Genomic DNA, 15706 nt, shown 5'->3' with positions numbered 1-15706 from the left:
CGAAGGTTTCCCTCTCCCGCCCCGCGAGAGGGCTAGATGTCCAGCCCGATGTCGAGGTTGGGCGCGCTGTGGGTCAGCCAGCCGCAGGAGATCATATCCACCCCCGCCTCGGCGATGGCGCGGACGGTGGCCTGCGTGACGTTGCCCGACGCCTCGGTCAGCAACCGGCCGTCGACCATCCGCACCGCGCGGCGCAGCGTGTCCGGGTCCATGTTGTCGAGCAGCACGACGTCCACCGGCAGCCCCAGCAGTTCGTCGAGCTGGTCGAGCGTGTCGACCTCGACCTCGACCTTCACCATGTGGCCGATGTGGGCGCGCACCCGCTCCACCGCCGCGCGGACGCCGCCGGCCACCGCGATGTGGTTGTCCTTGATCAGCACCGCGTCGTCGAGGCCGAAACGGTGGTTGAAGCCGCCGCCCAGCTTGACCGCGTGCTTCTCCAGCACGCGCAGCCCCGGCGTGGTCTTGCGGGTGCAGACGATGCGGGCGTTGGTGCCCTCGACCTCGCGGACCAGCGCGCGGGTGGCGGTGGCGATGCCGGACAGCCGGCCCATCAGGTTCAGCGCCGTGCGCTCGGCGGTCAGCAGGGCGCGGGCCTTGCCGGCGACGGTGGCGATGGTGCCGCCGGGGGCGACGTCACCGCCGTCCTCCCGCTCCACCGTGACGGCGACGGCGGGGTCGAGCAGGCGGAAAGCGATCAGCGCCGCCTCCAGCCCGGCGACCCGGCCATCCTTGCGGGCGGCGATGCGGGCGGTGGCGGTGGCGTCGGCGGGGATGATGCTGTCGGTGGTGATGTCGCCGGCCCGGCCCAGATCCTCGGCCAGGGCGGCGCGGACGATGGGCTCGACGGTCAGGGGATGCAGCATGCGGCGTCTCCGGGCAAGGGGCCGGCGGGGCCGGCCAGATCGGTGAGGGTCAGGGTGCGGCGGTCGGCGCTGCGGCCCAGCGCCGGGTCGGGCAGGGGGTGGTCGGTCCGGCAATGGGCGCCCCGGCTCTCCTCGCGGGACAGCGCGGCGTGGACGACCAGCCGGCCGACCAGCAGCCGGTTGCGCGCCTCGCCCCAGCGGCGGATCCCGTCGGGGGTGGCGGTGCGGTCGGTTTCGCCCCCGCTCAGGCTGTCGAGCGCCGCCGCCAGCCGGTCGAGCTTGCGCCGCGCCGCCCGCAGCCCCAGCCCGTCGCGGACCAGCCCGGCGCCCTCGTAGAGCACGGCGCGCGTCTCCGCCGCGATGGCGTCGAGCAGTGCGTCGCCCAACCCCGTCACCACGGCGGGAGGGGCGGGCAGGGCGAAGGGCGGCGGCGGCGGCAGGGCGCGGGCCGCGACGTCGCGGGCGACGCGGGCGCCGAAGACCAGCGCTTCCAGCAGCGAGTTGCTGGCCAGCCGGTTGGCGCCGTGGACGCCGGTGCAGGCGACCTCGCCGCAGGCCCACAGCCCCTCCAGGCTGGTGCGCCCTTCGGCGTCGGTGACGATTCCGCCCATGTGGTAATGGGCGGCCGGGGCGACCGGCATCGGTTCCCGGAACGGGTCCAGCCCATGGGCGGCGCAGAGCGCCAGCACGGTCGGGAAGCCGTCCGGCTTGGCGGCGAGCGCCGGGCGCAGGTCGAGGAAGACGCCTTCCCCCGCCGCGACGCGGCGGCCGATGGCGCGGGCGACGACGTCGCGCGGCGCCAACTCGGCCAGGGGGTGCTCGTCGGGCATGAAGCGCCGCCCGGCGCGGTCGAGCAGGACGGCGCCCGCCCCGCGCAGCGCCTCGGTCAGCAGCGGCGCCGGGTCGGAATCGACGGCCAGCGCGGTGGGGTGGAACTGCACGAACTCCAGGTCGGCCAGCCGGGCGCCGGCCCGCGCCGCCAGCGCCAGCCCGTCGCCGGTCGCCTCGGCCGGGTTGGTGGTGCGGGCGAAGGCGGCGCCGATGCCGCCGGTCGCCAGGATCACGCGCGGCGCGCGGTGCAGGACCCAACCCTCCGATTGGAAGGCCAGCAGGCCGCAGACGCGGCCGCCGCGCATGGCGAGATCGACGGCGAAGGCGTCGGTCTCGACCCGCACCGACGGGGTGGCGCGCAGCCGCCGGGCCAGCGCCGTGACCAGGGTCCGCCCGGTGGCGTCTCCCCCGGCGTGGACGATGCGTGCCGCACCGTGCGCCGCCTCGCGGCCGAGCAGCGGCGCGCCGTTCGCGTCGCGGTCGAACGGGAGGCCGTCGGCGAGCATCGCCCGCAGGCATTCGGCGCCGTCGCGGGTCAGCAGCGCCGCCATCGCCGCGTCGACCAGCCCGGCCCCGGCCGACACGGTGTCGGCGGCGTGGTCCTCCGGCCGGTCGCCGGGACCGATGGCGGCGGCGATGCCGCCCTGGGCGTGGAGGCTCGACCCGCCGGGCAGGTCGGCGGTCTTGGTCAGCAGGGTGACGGCGCGCGGAGCCAGCGCGAGCGCCGCCGTCATTCCGGCCAGCCCGGAGCCAACGACGATCACGTCGGAGTCGCGGATCTCGTAGGGGATGGGCGATGTGGTTGAGGTCATGGGCGATCCTCGGCACGGGCGTGGTGTCCCTCGTCCGGGGCGGGCGAGGGCGTGAAGCTCACCGCGGCTTGACCGCCAGCATCCGCTCCACCGAGCGGCGGGCGCGGTCGGCCAGCTCCGGGGCGATCTCGACGCGCGGCTCCAGCGTTTGCAGCGCCTCCAGGATGCCGGCCAGCGTGACCGTCTTCATGTGCGGGCACAGGTTGCAGGGGCGCACGAACTCGGTGTCGGGCGAGGCGGCGGCGACGTTGTCGCTCATCGAGCATTCGGTGACCATCAGGACGCGCGGCGGCTTCTCCCCGGCCACGAAATCGATCATCCGGGCGGTCGAGCCGACGAAATCGGCGGCGGCCAGCACGTCGGGCGGGCATTCCGGGTGGGCGATCACCGTCAGCCGGTCGAAGCGCCGGCGGAACTCGTCGATCTCGGCGCCGGTGAAGCGCTCGTGGACCTCGCAATGGCCCTTCCAGGCGATGATCTCGACCTTGGTCTGGGTGGCGACGTATTTCGCCAGATACTCGTCGGGCAGGAACAGCACGCGGTCGACGCCGAGCGATTCCACCACCTCCACCGCGTTGCCGGAGGTGCAGCAGATGTCGACCTCCGCCTTCACCTCGGCCGAGGTGTTGACGTAGGCGACGACCGGCACGCCGGGATGCGCCTCGCGCAGCAGCCGCACGTCGGCGGCGGTGATCGAGTCGGCCAGCGAGCAGCCGGCGTTGCGGCTGGGGATCAGCACCGTCTTGGACGGATTCAGCAGCTTGGCCGTCTCCGCCATGAAATGCACGCCGGCCAGCACGATGACGTCGGCGTCGGTCTGCGTCGCCCTGGCGGCCAGCGCCAGGCTGTCGCCGACGATGTCGGCCACGCCGTGGAAGATCTCCGGCGTCTGGTAGTTGTGGGCGAGGACGACGGCGTTCCGCTCGCGCTTCAGCGCGTTGATGGCGTGGATCAGCGGGGCGTGGAACGGCCATTCGATGGCGGGGACGACGCGCTTCATCCGCTCGTAGATGGGCGCCGTGGCCTCGGCGACGGCGGGGGTGTAGGCGAGGTCGCCGGGGGCGGCGCGGAGGTCGCGGGGCGCTTGGGCGGGGCCGGCGGCGTCGGGCATCGTTCGCTCCAAAATGCTCGTTTCGAGCAAAACACTATGTGCTCTGTTAGAGCATATCAAGGGGAAAAAAGCGGAGGCTGGAAACAATCGCCCAGACCGGCTGTTGTCAGGTCCAGGCGCGTCAGGAGCCCGCGGCGACCGGATCGCGGGTCTTGGCCGGACCGCAGGTCTTGGAAGGAGAGGTGGGGATGAAAGCCTTCGTCACGGCCCTGGCGGCCATCGTCGTGCTGGCGGCCGGGGCGCGGGTCGTGCTGCCGGAACTGCTCGACCGTTCGGCGGATGAGGCCTTTGCCACGTCAAGCGCGCGTGTCGGGGAGGAGGCGTCGATCGCCCATCGCGACTTCACCGGCACGGAAGGCCGCTCGAAGGCGGAGCGCTGATGGATGCCGGTGATGGCCGGGGCGCGGGATTCAGCTTCCGTCGGCGACCGGGATGCGGCCGGCGATGATGGCGCGGCGCGCCTCCTCCGCCTGGGCCAGCATGACCGGCGTCAGAAGCTCGCGGTTGTTCACGTCGACGGCGTAATCGACGGCGCCGTCCGCCAGGCCCAGCGCCCGGCCGCCGGCGCTCCAGACGCCCTGTCGGCCGGCCTGGAAGCTGGCCTCCACCGCCAGATCGACCCGTTTCAGCATCGAGGTCAGGATGGTGCCGGGATAGAGGTGGTTCTGGTTGCCGTCGACCCCGATGGCCAGCCGGCCGCCGTCCTTGGCCGCCGCGAAGATGCCGAAATTCGACACTCCGGCCCCGGCGAACACCACGTCGGCGTCACGCTGGAACTGGGCGCGTGCGACCTCCGCCCCGTTCGTCGGGTCGTTGAAGGCGGCGGGCGTGGTGCCGACGAAATTGACCAGAACCTTCACGTCGCCGCGAGCGTGGCGGGCGCCCTGCTCGAACCCGGCGGCGAACTTGCGCAGCAGCGGGATGTCGAGGGCGCCGATGAAGCCGACCGTTCCCGTCTTCGAGGCCAGCGCCGCCAGCACCCCGACCAGGAAGGCGCCCTCCTGTTCCTTGAAGGTGACGCAGCGGATGTTCGGCCCCTCCGCCACCCCGTCGACAAGGGTGAAGCGCACTTGCGGATGGCTCGGGGCCAGGGCGGTGAGCGCCGTCGCGTAGTAGAAGCCGATGGCCGCCACGTCGGTGGCCTTGCGGCGGAGCAGCGACGCCACCGCCTGGTTGAACTGGGCCGGGCTGGCCGGCGCGTATTCGAGGTAGGGGATTCCGGTCGCGGCCTTGAAGCGCTCCGCCCCGAGATGGGCGCCCTCGTTGAAGCTCTTGTCGAACTTCTGCCCGACCGCGTAGACGAGGCCGGGGGTGAAGCCCTCGGCCCGAGCCGGGAGGGCGCGCGCGGCGAGGGCGGCGGCACCCAGCGTCAGGACCGAGCGGCGGGAGCAAGCCATCATGGAGCGGCCTTCGGCGGGTTCGGCGGTCAATGTGGAAGTCTAGACGCGAAAAGCCCCTGAACGCATAGGTGATTCGCGTGGCGCAACCGTCATGGGCGGTCGCCACCCGCCTGGCCGTTGCCCGTTCGGCAGATCAGCCATGCCGAGACGGGGCTTTGTGAGGTTGCGGAAAAGGCTCAGCCTGAATGCTTCGGACTCCCACCCTTCCGTCCTCCCCCAAGCATCCAAACCGGACACACCATGCTCGCGCGCCTTGCCGCCGTCCGTTCCCTGTCGCCCGCGCACAGCCCTTTCTTCATCGCCGCCCTCGGCGTCCTGATGTCCTTCGGTCCGATGGGGACCGACATGTATCTGCCGGGCATGCCGGCGATCGGGGCGGATCTGCGCGCCAGCCAGGGCCAGGTGCAGTGGACCCTGTCGGCCTTCTTCCTGGGCTTCGGCGTCGGGCAGCTCCTGTGGGGGGCGCTGGGCGACCGTTTCGGCCGGCGCGGGCCGGTGGCGACCGGCATCCTGCTCTATGCCGTCGGCTGCGTCGGCTGCTCGCTGACCGGAGACATCGCGCATCTCGCCCTCTGGCGCTTCGTCCAGGCGCTCGGCGCCTGCGCCGGGCCGGTGCTGGTCCGCGCGATGATCCGCGACGTCTTCGAGCGCGATCGCGCCGCGAGCACCCTGTCGATGATGATGCTGGTGATGGGGGCCGCCCCGATCATCGCCCCGCTGATCGGCGGGCAGATCCTGGTCTGGGCCGACTGGCGCTGGATCTTCTGGGCGCAGGCCATCTTCGGCGCCGTCGCCATGCTGGCGCTGTTCACCCTGCCGGAGACGCTGGCGGCCGGCAACCGCACCAGCCTGCGCCCGATGGTGCTGGCGCAATCCTATCGCCGGCTGCTGACCAACCGCGCCTATCTCGGCTACGCGGTGGGGTCGTCCTTCATCTATGCGGGGATGTTCGCCTTCATCTCCGGCTCGCCCTTCGTCTACATCGAGCTGTTCGGCGTGCGGCCGGAGAATTACGGGTATCTGTTCGGAATCAACATCGTCGGCATGATCCTGGTCAACACGGTCAACAGCCGCATCGTCATGCGCTTCGGTTCCGACCGCATCCTGCGGGCCGGCACCGCCCTGTCGGCGGCGAGCGGCCTGCTGCTGGCGGTGGTCGCGCTGGAGGGCTGGGGCGGTCTGTGGGGGCTGGTCGGCTGCCTGTTCCTGTTCATGGCGCTGACCGGGCTGACCAACGCCAACGCGATGGCCGGCGCCATGCAGTCCTTCCCGCAGATGGCGGGCACCGCCTCGGCGCTCGCCGGTATGTTGCAGTTCAGCACGGGAGCGCTGGCGGGCTGGGTGGTCGGGCTGACGGCCGACGGCACGGCGATGCCGATGGCGCTGGTGATCGGCGGTTCCGCCGTCGTCAGTCTGGCGCTGAACCTGTCGCTGGTGCGTCGGGGGGCCGGAGCCGTGGCGCCGTAGACTAAAAACGAATTTTCCATGTTGTTTTGGTGGTGTGTTTTTATCCATGGCGTGAATTGATTTCCCAAGGCCGCCGTCCTAGGGTGTTTTCCAAAGTCCACCGGGAAACCAGACGATGCCCTTGAACCGCCGCACCCTGCTGCTTTCCGCTGCCGCCCTGGCTGGAAGCGCCGCCCTTCCGCACCCGACCCGCGCGGCGACGACGCTGCGGGTCGGCTACATCCCGATCATTCCGATGACCCAGCTCTACGTGCTCTCCGGCGAAGGCTGGGCGAAGGAGGCCGGGCTGGAGCTGACGACGACCGGCTTCCAGTCGGGGCCGGCGATGATCCAGGCGCTCGCGTCGGGCACGCTCGACGTCGCCTATGTCGGGATCGGTCCGGCGATGATCGCGCGCTCGAAGGGGGTTCCGTTGAAGGTGGTCGCCGCCAACGTGATCGATCAGGTCGCCCTGATCGGCCGCGGCCCGCTCGCCGAGGCGGTCGCCGGGGCCGCCGGTCCGGCGGATGGCTTCAGGGCGTTCCGCGCCGCGCAGGGGCGTCCGGCCAAGATCGCCTCGCTGCCCGCCGGCTCGGTGCCCGACACGGTGCTGCGCCACTGGACGGCGGAGGTCGCAAGGATTCCGGCCGCCGACATCCAGATCGTCGGCATGGGCGACGAGCAGGTGCAGCAGGCGCTGCTGTCGGGCGCGGTCGACGGCGCCTCGATCCTGGAGCCGACCCTGACCCTGGTGCAGTCCCGCCTGCCCGACGCGCGGATCGTCGCCCGCGCCGGCACGATGTTCCCCCAGCAGCCCGGCGCCGTCCTGGCCGTGACCGAGGCGGCCATCGCCCGCGACCGCGCCGCCGTCGCCGCGCTGGTCAGGCTGCACGTCCGCGCCACCGCTTTCGCCAAGGCCAATCCGGACCGCACCGCCGAGCATGTCACCGCCGCCATCGGCAAGGGGCTGGTCGAGCCGGCGGTGATGCGGGCGGCCCTGACCTCCGAGGCGACGAACTTCGTGGACGATCCCCGCGCCATCGTCGAGTCGACCCGACGCATGCAGGCGTTCCAGCAGGGGCTCGGGCAGATCACCGACCCGGTGGACATCGACGCGTTGTTCGACTTCTCCTTCCACGACGCGGCGAAGGCGGGCTGAGCGGTGGCCGATGTTCCCCTGAGGCTGGTCATCCACGCCCCCACCGCCGCCGCGCTGGAGCGGGCGCGGCGCAACGCCGCCAACCTGCGCAAGGCGCGGCCGGACGCCGCCATCCGCATCGTCGCCAACGCCGAGGCGGTGGCGGCGGCGCTCGACCGGCCCGATTCCGACACCGACCCGCTGCTGCGCCTGTGCGGCAACACGCTGGCCAGGCTCGGCCGGACGGCGCCGGGCCTGACGGTGGTGGAGGCGGGCGTGCTCGACATCGCCGAGGCGCAGGCCGAGGGCTGGGGCTACATGCGGGCGTGACGGGGAGGGTTCACCCCGGCAGGGCGAAGCTGGCGACCAGCGGGGCGTGGTGGCTCTCGGGCGTCGGCGTGTCGGTCGCCTGGAGAACCTCGTCGCGCAGGGTCTCGTTGTGGATCTCGGCCTCGCGGAACCAGCCGGCCAGCCTCCGCGACACCAGCAGATGGTCGAGCATCACCGGGGTGCCCCCGTGCAGCACCGAGAAGCGGCGCTCCTCGGGAAGCTGCTGTTCCAGCGGGATCAGGGCGCGGGCCGCAAGCTCCTCGTTGCCGGTGAAGTCGGGGTCGGCGCGCAGGATGCGCACGGGGGTCTGCTCCAGCTCGGCGTTGCAGTCGCCGGCCACCACCACCAGCGCGTCGGGATCGGCGTCGAACAGCCGATCCACCGCCAGCCGGGTTTCCAGCGCCTGTCCGGCGCGCTTGACCGAGGCGAGGTAGAAGCCCTCGGCCCAGCCTCCCGCCGTCTTCCAGGTGAAGGCGCCCGCCTTCTGGCCCGGCACCGGAGCGGCCAGCGGCGAGCGCAGATGCAGGTCGAAGACGTGCAGGGCCCGCCCGTCGGGCAGCGTCACCTCGGCGTGCAGGACCGGGCGGTCCCATTCGACCTCCGCCGGGGCGTCCTGCGCCGGGTCGGCGGTGGCGAAGCGGATTTGCGGCGGCCGCACCAGATCGTGGCGCAGCAGGCGCGCCGCCCTGATCGGCCAGCGGCTGACCACCACCGGGTTGTGGCGGTCGGCCGGGGTGGCGCCGTCGCCCGCCGTGACGTGGAAATCCGCGTAGCGCGTGCCCTCCAGCAGCCGGCCGAGCGCCCGCAGGACGCGCGGCTCGCTCTTCACCGGGTGCTGGGCGTCGACCTCCTGAAGGCACAGGATGTCGGCGGCCAGCCGCTCCAACTGGGGCCGCAGGGTGGCGATCCGCGCCTCGAAGGGCGGATCGGCGGTGTCGTCGTCGAGATTCTCCAGATTGAAGCTGGCGATGCGGAACAGGGTTTCGGCCATCTCGGTCTCTCCACGACGCCTCCGTGAGGCAACCCCGGTCAGAACAGCTCGACCTCGCCCTCGATCTCGCTGCGGCGCAGATGTTCGATGAAGGAGGATTCGCTGCGGGCGACGTCGCGCAGGGTCTCGCCGCCGATCAGCCGGCGCTGGCTGCGCCCGGTGGTCGGGAAGAAGCGCACCGCGCGCGGGGTGGAACCGCCGACGTCCCAGCTCAGGGTCGGAATGCCCTCGGTGGCCAGATACTCCATGACGAACTCGACGTTGCGCTCGCCGATGTTGGAGCCGGGCAGCGTCATCAGGTTGACGTTGGCGCCGCCGAAGATCTTGGCGCGCAGCCGTTCGCGCCGCGCCGTCGCCGAGAGCAGACGGTTGATGAGCTGCTCCATCGCGGCGCTGCCGTAGCGCGACGCCAGCGACAGCGTGTCGAGCCCGGCGTCGGGCAGCAGGAAATGGTTCATGCCGCCGATCCCCGCCACCGGGTCGTAGAGGCAGGCGGCGACGCAGGAGCCGAGCGTGGTGGTCACGATCACGTTGGGATCGTCGCTGACCACGCAGCCGCCGACGACGATGTTGACGATCTCGGCGCCCAGCCGGTGGTCGTGGTAGCGGTTGGCGGCGATGTCCTGCCGTTCCAGGGATCGCCGCAGGAAACTGCGCGCGGGGTGTGACGTCCGGTACGGGTCGGGCGGCATCGGGGCAACGGTCCTCGGCTTCGGCGGTCTGATGAAGGCAGGCGGGTTCGGTGAGTGTCGACATCAACCTATGGCGGAACGGCGTCTTTGCCAATCCAGCTTATTCCCGGATCTGAATCATGGATATATTCAAGCCCCGTTCCGGCTGCGGTGGGAGAATTTACACCCGTCAATGTTGTATTTCCTGTCCATCGGCCGGCATTTTTCTTGCGCCGGCTTCTCGCGCCGGGCGGCTGTGGCGGGTGGCGTCGCGTTTCCGATGCGCCGCCCCGGGCCGGGACGGGGACGGAGACTTGCCGTCGCTTCATCCGGCGTGCCATAAAGTTTCAAAGGATATGGCGCTGGAAAACGGGGCAGGGAACGTAGCCGGGGTGCCACGCCGGCCGAGGGGGCGCTATGGCGATGTCCAAACGGCGCGAGACGCGCTTCGAGGTGGTGGTCGAGCAGGGCGGAAAACCCAACATCGACGGCGTCTTCGACGACGAGAAGGCCGCCACGGAGCGCGCCAACTATCTGCTGCGTCTCGCGAAGTTCCCGGTGGTCCGCATCGTCCGCGTCAATGGCGCCGGGCGGGAGGAAACCATCTTCCAGAAGGCCTCGGCCGGCGGCGAGAGGCTGACGACGATCTCGCCGATCAGCGAGGCCAATCTCTGCACCGACGTCCTGCGCGTCTTCTCCTTCGACAGCCGGATGACCCTGCTGCGGCTGCTGCGCGGCTATTGGGACGACCAGGGCGTCATTCCAGCGGAGCAGCTCCACCGCTATTACCCGCTGCGCCATTTCGAGCGCGAGGCGCTGCTGTTCAACCCGGCGGTCAGCCGGCTGGCGACGATCCAGGCGCCGATGGCCGGGCAGAAGCCGCACGAGCGCCATGACCAGCTCCTGCGCCTGTTCACGGCGCTGAAGGAACTGGCACAGCAGGGCGACAGCCTCGCCCCCTACGACCAGGCGCTGGCGCGCGGCGGTGTCGGCGGGCTGCTGGCGGCGCTGGTCGGCCGCCCGCCGGAGGAACGCGACCGCATCGTCACCCACGCCGTCGGGACGCTGCTGGAGCCGCACCGGGAATGGGGCGCCAAGACCGCCGCCATCCTGCGCCTGCACCAGGAGGGCGACGCCGAGAGCACGCGGTTGGCCGACGAGTTCCTGGCGGAGATCATCGACGGCCGCGAGCCGATCCGCGCCCTGATCGGCTACGCGCCCGATCTCGGTTCGGCGCTGCTGTCGCTGCTGGCGGTGCTGCGCGGCGATCTCGACGACCGTCTGCCCAACACCGATCCGCTTCTGGCCCTGTCCGGCGCGGTCGGCGGCGGCGGCTTCCGCGAGGTGCGCGACGCCCTGCTGCGCCGCGTCCGGGGCGGGCTGGAGGGGCTGAACCCGCTGACCAAGACCGGTCCGGCCAGCGAGGCCAGGGCGTTCCAGGCCATCGCCGACGGGATGGTGTCCTTCGACGGTTTCCTGGGCGGCCCCGGCATCGCGGAGGCGCTGACCAAGCGCGGCAAGACCGTCTGGGGCGTCGGCGGCCAGGATTGTCCGTTCGAGGACACGGTGCTGCGTCTGGCCGGCCGGCTCGACTCGACGGCGGCGCGGCTGGGCTACCTGCTGGATCTCGCGACCGGCGACTATGGCCGGCGCAAGATCAGCTTCCTCATCCAGCGCGTCGCCGACGAGTTCGGCCGGGTGAAGTCGGCCGCCGAGCTGGCGGCGCCCGGCGTCTCGGTCCAGGAGGTCCGCGACGGGCTGGGGCGGCGGCTGCGCGCCGCCGGCATTCCGCGCGCGCTGGCGGAAGGCCTGATCGCCAAGATCGCCGCCATCCCGGACGAGCAGCGGGCGCTGACCCTGCCGCCGGGGCTGCGCCAGAACGAGACGCTGGAGATCAGCGCCCCGCGGCCGGGCCGGCCCGTCGTGACGGTGAGCTACCAGGGGCGCGTTGCGACCCTGGCGGAGGACGGGGCGGAGATCGTCGTCGGCCGTGCGTCGGACTGCGCCATCGTGCTCGACCACGCCTCGGCGTCGCGCCGGCACGCGGCGATCCGCATCCGCGACGGCGCCTGCCTGGTCGAGGATCTCAGCCGCAACGGCACCCGGCTGATGCCGGCCGGCGGCGACTCCCGCCTGCTCAAGCAGGGGGAGGAGGCGCCGCTGTCCGGACGGGGCGAGATCGTCATCGGTTCGCTCGACCTCGGCGAACAGCCCGCCCGCATCGGCTGGGAGGTCAGGACGGTGCGCTGACCTGCGGCGCGGCCGCGCCCGTGAAGAGAGCCTCTCCGACCAGCCGGGTTTCGACGGTCCAGCCGGTGCCGTGCGCGGCCACCGCCGCCACCGTGTCGGGCAGGACCCGGCGGTCGAACAGCGACCAGTCCTCCGGCCGGCCGGCGTCGCCGCGCAGGGCCTTGTCGACCGCCAGCACCGCCGCCGGGGCGCCCGGCGTCACCGACACCGCGAACTGGTCGAGCGGCATCGACAGCCCGATTCCCGCCGCCTTGATGAAGGCCTCCTTGCGGGTCCAGGCCAGCAGGAAGCCCTCGTCGCGCCGCTCCGGGGGCAGGGCGCGCAGGGCGGCGTTCTCGGACACGTGGAAGAAGCGGTCGGCGATGCCGTCGGCGCTCTCGACCTCGCGCAGCCGCTCGATGTCGACGCCGATCCGGCCCTCCGCCGCCACCGCGATGGCCACCGAATCCTCGCTGTCGGCGAGGTTGAAGCTGGGGCCGCCGGGCAGCGAGGGCTTGCCATGGCTGCCATAGTCGAAGCGCAGGCTCTCCGGCGCCCGGCCGGCGCAGCGCCCGAGCAGGACGCGCAGCAGCCCGCGCCGCAGGATGAAGCGGTTGGTCAGCCGCTCCATGGTGAAGCGCTGGGCCCGTTCGATCTCGTCGTCGCTCAGCAGGGCGCGCAGCGACGGGAGCCGGCCGCCCAGCGCGCGCAGGTCGGCGAACCACACCCGGATGGTCCGGGGCGGCAGGTCGTAGCCGCCATAGGCCTCGTCATGCATGCGAAGCGTTCCTCCCTTGGAAATTAGCGTCCTGGCTCCCGGCGAGGTTTCGGGTATCATGCCGCCCTCTTGTTCTGCCGGATTCGTGCCCCATGGTTGACACCGCCCTGCTTGCCCCGCACCTGACCAACGTCCTGAAGGACGCCTCCATTCCGGAGCTTCCCAATCATTACCGTGGGAAGGTGCGGGAAAACTACGACCTTCCCGACGGGCGGCGCATTCTGATCACCACCGACCGGCTGTCGGCCTTCGACCGCATCCTGACGGCGCTTCCCTTCAAGGGCCAGGTGCTGACCCAGACCGCCCGCTTCTGGTTCGAGGCGACCAAGGACATCTGCGCCAACCATGTGCTGGAATACCCCGACCCCAACGTCGTGGTCGCCAAGCGGCTGACCATCATGCCGGTCGAGGTCGTCGTCCGCGACTACATGGCCGGCACCACCGGCACGTCGATCTGGTCGATGTACAAGAAGGGCCGCCGCGAGATGTACGGCCACCGCTTCCCCGACGGGCTGCGCGAGAACCAGAAGCTCGCCGCGCCGATCATCACGCCGACGACCAAGGCCTTCGACGCCGGCCACGACGAGGAGCTGACCGCCGCCGCCATCGTCGAGCAGAACCTGCTGACCCGCGCCCAGTGGGACGAGGTGTCGGACAAGGCGCTCGCCCTGTTCGCGCGCGGCCAGACGATGGCGGCGGAGCGTGGCCTGATTCTGGTCGACACCAAGTACGAGTTCGGATTCGACGCGGACGGCAACATCCTGCTGGCCGACGAGATCCACACGCCGGACAGCTCGCGCTACTGGTTCGCCGGCAGCTACCCGGAGCGCTTCGCCGCCGGCGAGCGGCCGGAGAGCTTCGACAAGGATTTCGTGCGGAGCTGGGTGACCGCGCGCTGCGACCCCTACGCCGACGAACTGCCGGAGATCCCCGGCGAGGTGGTGCTCCAGGCCGCCAAGGTCTACATCGAGGCGGGCGAGACCATCACCGGCCGCCCCTTCGACGTCCCCGCCGAGGCGGTGCCGGTGCTGGAGCGCATCCGCGCGAATCTGGCGCCCTACTTCACGACGTGACGCGGTTCCGGAGCCCGTCCGACCGGCGGCTCCCCGCCTTCTCCACACGACGTCATGCCCGGCCTCGCGCCGGGCATCCACGGCCGCGAACCGCCGGGACGGGTTCGCCCGTGGATGGCTTGGGGCGAGTCCGGCCATGACGGAAGGGAGAAGGGCGGCGCTCAGGGAACCGGCCCGCTCCGCCCGCACCGATTGATCTCCCCTTGCACGAGGTCGAGCCGATGTCCCTCTCCGTCGCCATTCTCGATGACTACCAGAAGGTCGCCCGCGATCTCGCCGATTGGTCGCGGCTGCCGGCGGGCAGCGGCCTGACCGTGTTCGACCGGCCGCTCGGCGACCTCGACGCGGCGGCGGCGGCGCTGGCGCCCTTCGAGGCGCTGGTGATCATGCGGGAGCGCACGCCCTTCCCGGCGGCGCTGATCGAACGCCTGCCGAAGCTGAGGCTGCTGGTCACCACCGGCATGCGCAACAACGCCATCGATCTCGCCGCCTGCGCGGCGCGTGGCGTGACCGTCTGCGGCACCGGGGCGGTCGGCGCCCCCACCGCCGAACTGGCTTGGGGCCTGATCCTCGCCCTGGTCAAGCGCATCCCCGCCGAGGACCGGGCGCTGCGCGAGGGGCGCTGGCAGACCGGCCTGACCGGCAGCCTGGAGGGCCGGCGGCTCGGGCTGGTCGGGCTGGGGAAGCTGGGCACGCAGGTTGCCCGCGTCGGGCAGGCCTTCGGCATGGAGGTGGCGGCCTGGAGCCCCAACCTCACCGACGAGCGCGCGGCGGCGGCCGGCGTCACCCGGCTGGAGAAACGCGACCTGTTCGCCACCGCCGACGTGATCTCCGTCCATCTGGTGCTGGGCGAGCGGACGCGCGGGGTGGTCGGCGCCGACGAGTTCGCCGTCATGAAGCCGACCGCCCTGTTCGTCAACACATCGCGCGCGGGGCTGGTGGACGAGACGGCGCTGATGGCGGCGCTGCGCGACGGACGCATCGCCGGTGCCGGACTCGACGTTTTTCCCGTCGAGCCTCTTTCGGCGAACAGCCCCTGGCTCGATCTTCCCAACACGGTGCTGACGCCCCATCTGGGCTATGTCACCAAGGACAACTACGCGGTCTATTACCGCGACGCCCTGGAGGACATCCTGGCCTGGAGCGCCGGGACGCCGCGGCGCCTGCTGACGGCGGGGTAGACCGACACGCAGGGAGGGCGCCGGTGGGCTGGAAGGATCGGTTGGAAAACGGGTTCTGGGCACGGCTCGGCCGGCATCAGCTCGGCCTTCTTCTCGGGCTCTCCCTCATCGCCGGCCTTCTCTTCGCCTTCGTCGAACTGGCCGGCGAGGTGGTGGAGGGCGACACGCTCGCCTTCGACAAGGCGCTGCTGCTGGCGATGCGCGACGCGGCCGACCCGGACCAGCCCGGCGGCCCCTGGTGGCTGGCGCGGATGGCGCGGGACCTCACCTCGCTCGGCAGCACGACCATCCTCACCCTGACCACGGTGGCGGCGCTGGGCTTCCTGCTGCTGCTGCGCAAGCGGGCGGCGGCGCTGCTGGTGCTCGTGTCGGTCGGCGGCGGCATGGCGCTGAGTTCGAGCCTGAAGGCGATGATCGGGCGGGCGCGGCCCGATCTGGTGCCGCACGGCGACCTCGTCGTCACCGCCAGCTTCCCCAGCGGCCACGCCATGCTGTCGGCGATCGTCTACCTGACGATCGGCGCCCTGCTGGCCCAGTTCGTCGCCGGGCGGCGGGTGAAGGCCTATCTTCTGATCTGGGCCATGCTGCTGACCCTGCTGATCGGCGCCAGCCGGGTCTATCTGGCGGTTCATTGGCCGACCGACGTGCTGGCCGGCTGGTGCATTGGCGCCGCCTGGGCGGCGCTGTGCTGGATCGTCGCCGAGTGGCTGCAACGGCGCGGTGCCGTGGAGCAGGACCGGAGCCATGAGGACGGGGAGGAGCCGGCTGGCCGGGCGCGGCCCGTCCTGTCGGTGAAGAACGCCTCGTCGGGGAGATAGAGCCGCCCCTCGGTGCAAAGATCGGTTGAAC

General features: G+C 71.6%; 15 protein-coding genes. 8 read left to right on the top strand and 7 right to left on the bottom strand.

What is annotated here, in order from left to right:
• Positions 1-32: 32 nt before the first annotated feature.
• From nadC to nadA, 3 genes are read right to left on the bottom strand one after another with little or no spacing between them, the layout of a single operon-like run.
• Positions 33-866 (bottom strand): carboxylating nicotinate-nucleotide diphosphorylase, encoded by an 834-nt coding sequence (gene nadC / locus JN22_RS04515; RefSeq protein ID WP_085552782.1) that lies wholly within the window; start codon positions 864-866, stop codon positions 33-35.
• Entirely contained in the window at positions 851-2509 is a 1659-nt protein-coding gene (locus JN22_RS04510) for an L-aspartate oxidase (protein WP_085552781.1), read from the bottom strand. The genes nadC and JN22_RS04510 overlap by 16 nt, the downstream gene beginning before the upstream one ends.
• 58 nt (positions 2510-2567) lie before the next feature.
• On the bottom strand, positions 2568-3620 hold the full coding sequence (gene nadA, locus JN22_RS04505) for a quinolinate synthase NadA (RefSeq protein ID WP_085552780.1): 1053 nt from the start codon (positions 3618-3620) through the stop codon (positions 2568-2570).
• Between the two features lie 188 nt (positions 3621-3808).
• Here nadA and JN22_RS04500 point away from each other — a divergent pair, with 188 nt between their 5' ends.
• Positions 3809-4000 carry a hypothetical protein gene (locus tag JN22_RS04500; protein ID WP_085552779.1) on the top strand — a complete coding sequence of 64 codons (192 nt, stop codon included), beginning with the start codon at positions 3809-3811 and terminating at the stop codon, positions 3998-4000.
• 30 nt (positions 4001-4030) lie between these two features.
• Here the strand turns inward: JN22_RS04500 and JN22_RS04495 are convergent, their stop codons facing one another.
• Entirely contained in the window at positions 4031-5020 is a 990-nt protein-coding gene (locus JN22_RS04495; protein ID WP_085552778.1) for a BMP family lipoprotein, read from the bottom strand.
• Between the two features lie 240 nt (positions 5021-5260).
• Here JN22_RS04495 and JN22_RS04490 point away from each other — a divergent pair, with 240 nt between their 5' ends.
• The 3 genes from JN22_RS04490 (at position 5261) to JN22_RS04480 (ending at position 7934) form a co-directional block, all read left to right on the top strand.
• Positions 5261-6487, top strand: coding sequence for a Bcr/CflA family multidrug efflux MFS transporter (locus JN22_RS04490; protein WP_085552777.1), 1227 nt, complete (start codon positions 5261-5263; stop codon positions 6485-6487).
• Positions 6488-6602: 115 nt separating this feature from the next.
• Positions 6603-7625: an ABC transporter substrate-binding protein gene (locus tag JN22_RS04485; RefSeq protein WP_085552776.1), complete on the top strand. Its 1023-nt coding sequence runs from the start codon at positions 6603-6605 to the stop codon at positions 7623-7625.
• 3 nt (positions 7626-7628) lie between these two features.
• Positions 7629-7934: a hypothetical protein gene (locus JN22_RS04480; protein WP_085552775.1), complete on the top strand. Its 306-nt coding sequence runs from the start codon at positions 7629-7631 to the stop codon at positions 7932-7934.
• A 10-nt stretch (positions 7935-7944) separates the two neighbouring features.
• Here JN22_RS04480 and JN22_RS04475 read toward each other — a convergent pair whose 3' ends face one another.
• Together JN22_RS04475 and JN22_RS04470 are read right to left on the bottom strand one after the other, a co-directional pair.
• Positions 7945-8925, bottom strand: a complete 981-nt coding sequence (locus JN22_RS04475) for an endonuclease/exonuclease/phosphatase family protein (RefSeq protein ID WP_085552774.1) — start codon at positions 8923-8925, stop codon at positions 7945-7947.
• 38 nt (positions 8926-8963) lie between these two features.
• Positions 8964-9617 (bottom strand): chemotaxis protein, encoded by a 654-nt coding sequence (locus tag JN22_RS04470; RefSeq protein WP_085552773.1) that lies wholly within the window; start codon positions 9615-9617, stop codon positions 8964-8966.
• Between the two features lie 396 nt (positions 9618-10013).
• Between JN22_RS04470 and JN22_RS04465 the strand changes: the two genes are divergently transcribed.
• Complete coding sequence (locus JN22_RS04465) at positions 10014-11846, top strand: FHA domain-containing protein (protein ID WP_085552772.1); 1833 nt, start codon at positions 10014-10016, stop codon at positions 11844-11846.
• Here JN22_RS04465 and JN22_RS04460 read toward each other — a convergent pair.
• The gene (locus JN22_RS04460) at positions 11830-12603 is read right to left on the bottom strand and encodes a 4'-phosphopantetheinyl transferase family protein (protein ID WP_085552771.1); all 774 of its coding nucleotides are present in this window, start codon (positions 12601-12603) and stop codon (positions 11830-11832) included. The two genes, JN22_RS04465 and JN22_RS04460, sit on opposite strands and share 17 nt — an antisense overlap.
• A gap of 92 nt (positions 12604-12695) precedes the next feature.
• Here JN22_RS04460 and JN22_RS04455 point away from each other — a divergent pair, with 92 nt between their 5' ends.
• From JN22_RS04455 to JN22_RS04445, 3 genes are all read left to right on the top strand, one after another.
• On the top strand, positions 12696-13676 hold the full coding sequence (locus tag JN22_RS04455; protein WP_085552770.1) for a phosphoribosylaminoimidazolesuccinocarboxamide synthase: 981 nt from the start codon (positions 12696-12698) through the stop codon (positions 13674-13676).
• A 221-nt stretch (positions 13677-13897) separates the two neighbouring features.
• On the top strand, positions 13898-14857 hold the full coding sequence (locus tag JN22_RS04450; RefSeq protein WP_085553415.1) for a D-2-hydroxyacid dehydrogenase family protein: 960 nt from the start codon (positions 13898-13900) through the stop codon (positions 14855-14857).
• 23 nt (positions 14858-14880) lie between these two features.
• The gene (locus JN22_RS04445; protein ID WP_085552769.1) at positions 14881-15675 is read left to right on the top strand and encodes a phosphatase PAP2 family protein; all 795 of its coding nucleotides are present in this window, start codon (positions 14881-14883) and stop codon (positions 15673-15675) included.
• Positions 15676-15706 lie beyond the last annotated feature (31 nt).

Source organism: Azospirillum agricola, assembly GCF_020005195.1.
Lineage (GTDB): Bacteria > Pseudomonadota > Alphaproteobacteria > Azospirillales > Azospirillaceae > Azospirillum > Azospirillum agricola.
The sequence above is the reverse complement of the archived record's forward strand: the minus strand, read 5'-3'. Positions and strand labels throughout refer to the sequence as shown.